Origin of the sequence: Centipeda noxia ATCC 43541, from assembly GCF_000160555.1 — a bacterium.
Classification (GTDB): Bacteria; Bacillota; Negativicutes; order Selenomonadales; family Selenomonadaceae; genus Centipeda; species Centipeda noxia.
In genome coordinates this window covers 140,638-145,713 of record NZ_GG749282.1, presented here as the reverse complement: position 1 = coordinate 145,713, position 5,076 = coordinate 140,638, and the positions used below count along the sequence as shown (strand labels likewise).

Sequence of the window (5,076 nt, the reverse complement as noted above, 5' to 3'; positions counted from 1 at the left end):
CACCCATGCTGTGATCCTGCGTACCAATTCTTGCTTCTTCATTATGTTTTCCTCCTCGGCTGTAAAAAATATAATAACATGCAAAGTAATAATAACTAGAACCTATTAAAAAAGGATAAAAATCAGGATTGATTTCTATATTTCTTTATTATATATTTTCCCATTCCTGGGGTGAGAACGGTGCGTTCAATGTTCTCGCGGTATGATTGACATTGTTTCGTACATTTGTTAGGATAAGCCGTATTCTTGATATTACTTTGAAGAAACGCATGACGGCGGGAGGGCTGCATGGAGAATGTCTACGCTTTGGTCAAGCGTTTCTATTCGGCGCATGGACGTGCGAACATCTTTGTCCCGCGCGCGCTGATTGAGCGCTATCTGCGTGCAGCCGCATGGCGCGGGCGGAGCAATGAGGATCTCTGCACGGACTGGCACTGCATCGAGGATTTTCTTTTTGTTATTCAGCGCCGTGATGATTCGCTGGCGCGGCTGTTCATCCGTATTGATTACTTGGCGCTTTTCTTTCGCTATGCTGAGGCGCATCTCAATCGGCGTCCGCTGAAGCGCCATGTGGAGGATTATTTCGACCGAATGGACGCCTTTTTGACCTATCTCGATGAGACAGGCGACTATGACGTCGATCTCGGTGAACTGGATGCAGACCGCGAGATGTTCTATATCACGGGGCGCTTCCGTCTGCCGGACCGCGTCGAATGGGAGGAGATCGAGGGCCTTACGATCGAGGATGTCGAAGAGGATGAGCGCATCGAGATGGAGGAGCTGAACATCCAGCTCAATGATCTCCTGCACAAGATCGGCGAATATTTCCGCCGCTCGACGTATCAGCTCGATATTGGCCGTGCAGCGATGATCTACACGGGTGATCTTCGCGATATGAACGCATATGAGCACGCATCCGATGAGGAAAAGGAGACTTTTTGGCTGCGGTTTTGGGATTATTTCTTCTTTGACTACCATCTGATCGGCACGGATGAGACTCCCATCGCGCATTACAGTGAGCAGGAGAAGGAGAATCTCAGCTACGATGAGCGGGAGATCATCCTGGATCTGCTGGAGGCGCGCTTTGCGGTGCTTGCGGTGACGGAGGAGTACGAGGATCATGTTGTCTGCCACGACATCCTGCGCGATGAGGAGGTCATTCTGCCGCATCCGGATATCCTGGGATCGCTGAGCAAGAGCATTTTGTTCGGGCATATCTGCGACAATGGCATGATGATGCTCAACTATATTACGGCGATTCCTGCGAGCAAGCGCCTCCAGCAGCGCATCAGCGAGACGATCCGGCGGGAGTATGAGCTCTTTTGCATGCAAAAGGCCGATGCTTCGATGGATGATTTCCTCCTGCGCGAGGCAGCACTCGTGCGCCATACGATTCACCTGCTCGCCACGCTGGCACAGCTCAATGTACTGCCGCGGCGTGCACTGCCGGAGCGAATTCCGCACAGGGTTCATGAGAGCAGCTGTGCAGAGGAGTTGTCGCTGCTCAGTGTTGTCGCCGAGAAACTTGGATTCAGCCGCTATGCGCAGGAGCTGATGCGTGCATTGTTCCTCGACTACGCACATGTGGATCTCGTACGTGCGCAGACGGCAGAGTCGCTGACCGCAGTCATTTTCCTCTTTGCCGAGATCAATGCGATCGATCTTGCGCCCATTACGGAGCTCTATCATGTGTTCGGCTCGGACAGGAGGCATGTGCGCGCTGCACATGAGCACATTCGTGAGGCGCTCGGCTGCATTTCCTTCGATCCCCGTTACCTCGGGGAGGAGGGCTTTGTTACGATGCTTTACAGTGTTGTGAACGGTACGTTTAAGGTTTCATGATTCCCGTATGAAAAGAGGGGAGGAGATATTATGGAACAGGATCCGCGTCTGCGGCAGATGAGCCGCGAGGAGAACGCCGCCTATCGCGGCGTGACGCTGGATGAGAGCGGTGCAGAGCCGCAGGATGACGCCCGCGAGCAGAGCGGCGAAGCATACAGCGGAGGCCCGCGCACCTCTGTGCGCTATGTCCGTATCGGCGGAACAACATCACGGCCGTCCTTGCTGACAAGTCTCTTATGGTCGATTGTGCTGGCGGTGTTCCTTATATTCTTTTTCTTCGTCGCACTGCCTGCGATTGTCATAGTGATGGTCAGCGTTCTCGTGGTCGGCCTGATCGTAAGCATTATCGGACGCGAACGTATTATGTCGTGGATCATGCGGAGGCTCTATGGGAGATAGAAAGGGGATATGGGGATGAAGTCATGTGACAAATGCGGCGCATCCATTGAGGAAAATCGCCGCGGGGGCTTTACAAGAGTCTAATCCTATGCTATACTGCAAGAAATTCATTTAAGATCTTTGGAAAGAGTGGGTGAGAACCCACTCTTTCATTACGTATGAGAAGAGGGAGAGCATGAGCGCGAAGATCGAGGAGCGCGTCGAGGAGATTGCGCGCGGGCTGCTGGTGGATGCGCCGGAACTGGAGTTGGTGGATGTCGAGTATGTGCGCGAGCGCGACTGGTATCTGCGCATCTACATCGATAAGGAGGGCGGCATCGATATCGAGGACTGCCAGGGCCTCAGTGAGCGTCTGGAGGAGATGCTTGATCGCGAGGACTTCATTCCGGACGCGTATATCCTCGAGGTCTCGTCGCCCGGACTCGACCGCGTCCTGCGAAAGCCGCGCGACTTTGAACGCGAGCAGGGCAAGGCGGTCGATGTGACGCTCTATGCGCCCTTTGAGGGAAAGAAGCAGTGGACGGGTACGCTCGCGGGCTATGACGGAGAGATGCTGACACTGGATGACGGGATACGGATCCCGCTGGATCAGATCTCGCAAATACGCCTGCATATCGACTTTTAGGGAGGATTTGGGTCTTGGCAAGAAAAATCACAAGGGAGCAGAACGGCGGCAAGGAGTTCCTTCAGACGCTGAAAGAGCTCGCGTACGAGAAGGGCATCGATGAGGAACTTCTCTTTGAGACCATCGAGGCGGCGCTGATCTCGGCATACCGGCGCAACTTCGGCTCGGCGCAGAATGTCCGCATCGCTCTGTCGCGTGAGACGGGTGCGTTTCACGTCTTTGCCATTAAGACGGTCGTCGAGGAAGCGGAGAACGACATTACCGACATTTCTCTCGCTCAGGCGCGTGCCATCAACCCGGATTATGCCGTCGGCGACGTGATCGAGATCGAGATGACTCCCGCGAACTTTGGGCGCATTGCCGCACAGACGGCAAAGCAGGTCGTCATGCAGCGCCTGCGTGAGGCGGAGCGCGGTATCGTCTATGAGGAGTATATGAACCGCTCGGCGGATATCGTCACAGGAATTGTTCAGCGTGTCGAGGGGCGGAACGTATTCGTCGACATCGGGCGCGCTGAGGCAGTGCTCATGGCAACAGAACAGATGCCGACGGAGACCTATAACTACGGCGATACACTGCGTGCCTATATCATTGAGGTCAAGAGGACAAGCCGCGGCCCGCAGATCATGCTCTCGCGCACGCATCCGGGCCTGCTTAAAAAGCTCTTTGAGCTGCAGGTGCCGGAGATGCAGGAGGGTGTCGTTGAGATCAAGTCGATCGCGCGCGAAGCCGGAAGCCGCTCTAAGATTGCGGTCGCATCCTCGGAGGAGAGGGTCGATCCCATCGGCGCCTGCGTCGGGCCGCATTATATGCGTGTGCAGGCGGTGGTTGATGAGCTTGCAGGGGAGAAAATCGATATTGTGAAGTGGAGCGAGGACCCTGCGACCTATATCGCAAACTCGCTGAACCCGGCAAAGGTCATCTCAGTTGCCGTGAACGAGGCGGAGAAAGTCTCCCGCGTTATCGTCCCGGATTACCAACTTTCGCTTGCCATCGGCAAGGAGGGGCAGAATGCCCGCCTTGCAGCAAAGCTGACGGGGTGGAAGATCGATATCAAGAGTGAGTCGCAGGCACAGGAACTCGAGTCCGGATCGGAAGAAGAGGCAGATATGCCTGTCGCTCCCGCGCTCACGGCAGAGGAGGCATAAATGAAGCAGTCAGTACAGCCTGAGCGGCTGTGCGTCGGCTGTCGCCGCCTGCGTCCGAAAAGCGAGCTCATACGGATTGTGCGAAGCTCTGAAGGAGAAATCTCTATTGATCCGACGAGCAAGGGACCGGGGCGCGGCGCATATCTTTGCCGTTCTTTGGAATGCCTCCGGGAGGCGCGCAGGCACAATGGATTTTCATGGTCGCTTAAAGGCCGCGTTGATCCTGCTCTCTATGACAGAATTGAGGAGGCTCTGCGGGTGAGCGAGGAGGACGAATCATGAACGCGGAGATGGAAAAGCGCATCATGAATCTCCTCAGCATGGCGGCGCGCGCACGGCGCATCGTATCCGGCGCATTTACGGCTGAGGAGACGCTCAAGAAGAAGCGGGGAGCATATCTTCTTCTTGCGGCAGATGCGTCGGAAGAAACCAAGGAAAAATTTACCCGCATGGCGGCACAGATGAATGTGCCTGCAGCGGAGTTACTGACAATGCAGCAGCTGGGACGTTGTCTCGGGAAAGAGTACCGTGCGGTTGCTGTTCTGATAGATAGAGGATTTGCGGACAGGCTCAGTACCTATTTGCATGAAATACCGACGGGGGTGGATTGATGTCAGAATCGAAATACAGAATCACCGATTTGGCAAAGGAATTCAAGACAGATAAAGATACCATTATCGACATCTTGAAAAGCAAGAACTATAAGGTAAAGAATATGTTCAGCGCAGTCGGTGAAGAGGAGCGCGCCGCGGTCAAGGAGGAACTTGGCCGCATGGCGAAACCCGTGCGTAAGGAGTCTCTGCAGAGTAAAACCCCCGCTCCGAAGGCTGCCGACCGCACGGCAAAGAGGGAGAAACAGCCCACAGAGCGCCGGCTCACCGCTGAAAAGACACCGGCAGCATCGGAGAAGTCGGTGCTGCGTGCACGGACAAATGCGCCCGGCATCGTGATCGTGCGCCAGGCACCGGCAAAGACGCGCACGGAGACACAGGAGCACTCCTACTCATCCGGCACTGCCGGCAGCCGCAGTGCACGCCCGGCAGGACGCTCCGGAACGCGGCC

7 protein-coding genes are annotated in these 5,076 nt (G+C 55.4%); all 7 read left to right on the top strand.

What is annotated here, in order from left to right:
• The first annotated feature begins 288 nt into the window (after window positions 1–288).
• A complete protein-coding gene (locus HMPREF7545_RS09255; RefSeq protein WP_006695481.1) occupies window positions 289–1,842 on the top strand; it encodes a hypothetical protein in 1,554 nt (517 codons plus the stop codon).
• A gap of 30 nt (window positions 1,843–1,872) precedes the next feature.
• A complete protein-coding gene (locus tag HMPREF7545_RS09250; RefSeq protein ID WP_006695480.1) occupies window positions 1,873–2,241 on the top strand; it encodes a hypothetical protein in 369 nt (122 codons plus the stop codon).
• Between the two features lie 175 nt (window positions 2,242–2,416).
• Window positions 2,417–2,866, top strand: coding sequence for a ribosome maturation factor RimP (locus HMPREF7545_RS09245; protein ID WP_040571371.1), 450 nt, complete (start codon window positions 2,417–2,419; stop codon window positions 2,864–2,866).
• 14 nt (window positions 2,867–2,880) lie between these two features.
• Window positions 2,881–4,014 (top strand): transcription termination factor NusA, encoded by a 1,134-nt coding sequence (gene nusA / locus HMPREF7545_RS09240; RefSeq protein ID WP_006695478.1) that lies wholly within the window; start codon window positions 2,881–2,883, stop codon window positions 4,012–4,014.
• Complete coding sequence (rnpM, locus tag HMPREF7545_RS09235; protein ID WP_006695477.1) at window positions 4,015–4,296, top strand: RNase P modulator RnpM; 282 nt, start codon at window positions 4,015–4,017, stop codon at window positions 4,294–4,296. It begins immediately after the preceding gene.
• Entirely contained in the window at window positions 4,293–4,625 is a 333-nt protein-coding gene (locus tag HMPREF7545_RS09230; protein ID WP_006695476.1) for a L7Ae/L30e/S12e/Gadd45 family ribosomal protein, read from the top strand. Before rnpM ends, HMPREF7545_RS09230 begins: the two co-directional genes overlap by 4 nt.
• The coding region (locus HMPREF7545_RS09225; protein ID WP_006695475.1) for a translation initiation factor IF-2 N-terminal domain-containing protein at window positions 4,625–5,076 on the top strand (452 nt) is incomplete at its 3' end. The genes HMPREF7545_RS09230 and HMPREF7545_RS09225, both read left to right, overlap by 1 nt.

Coding starts and splice junctions, on each gene's coding strand:
- HMPREF7545_RS09255 (WP_006695481.1), top strand. CDS start 289: ATGGAGAATGTCTACGCTTTGGTCAAGCGTTTCTATTCGGCGCATGGA.
- HMPREF7545_RS09230 (WP_006695476.1), top strand. CDS start 4,293: ATGAACGCGGAGATGGAAAAGCGCATCATGAATCTCCTCAGCATGGCG.
- HMPREF7545_RS09250 (WP_006695480.1), top strand. CDS start 1,873: ATGGAACAGGATCCGCGTCTGCGGCAGATGAGCCGCGAGGAGAACGCC.
- rnpM (WP_006695477.1), top strand. CDS start 4,015: ATGAAGCAGTCAGTACAGCCTGAGCGGCTGTGCGTCGGCTGTCGCCGC.
- HMPREF7545_RS09245 (WP_040571371.1), top strand. CDS start 2,417: ATGAGCGCGAAGATCGAGGAGCGCGTCGAGGAGATTGCGCGCGGGCTG.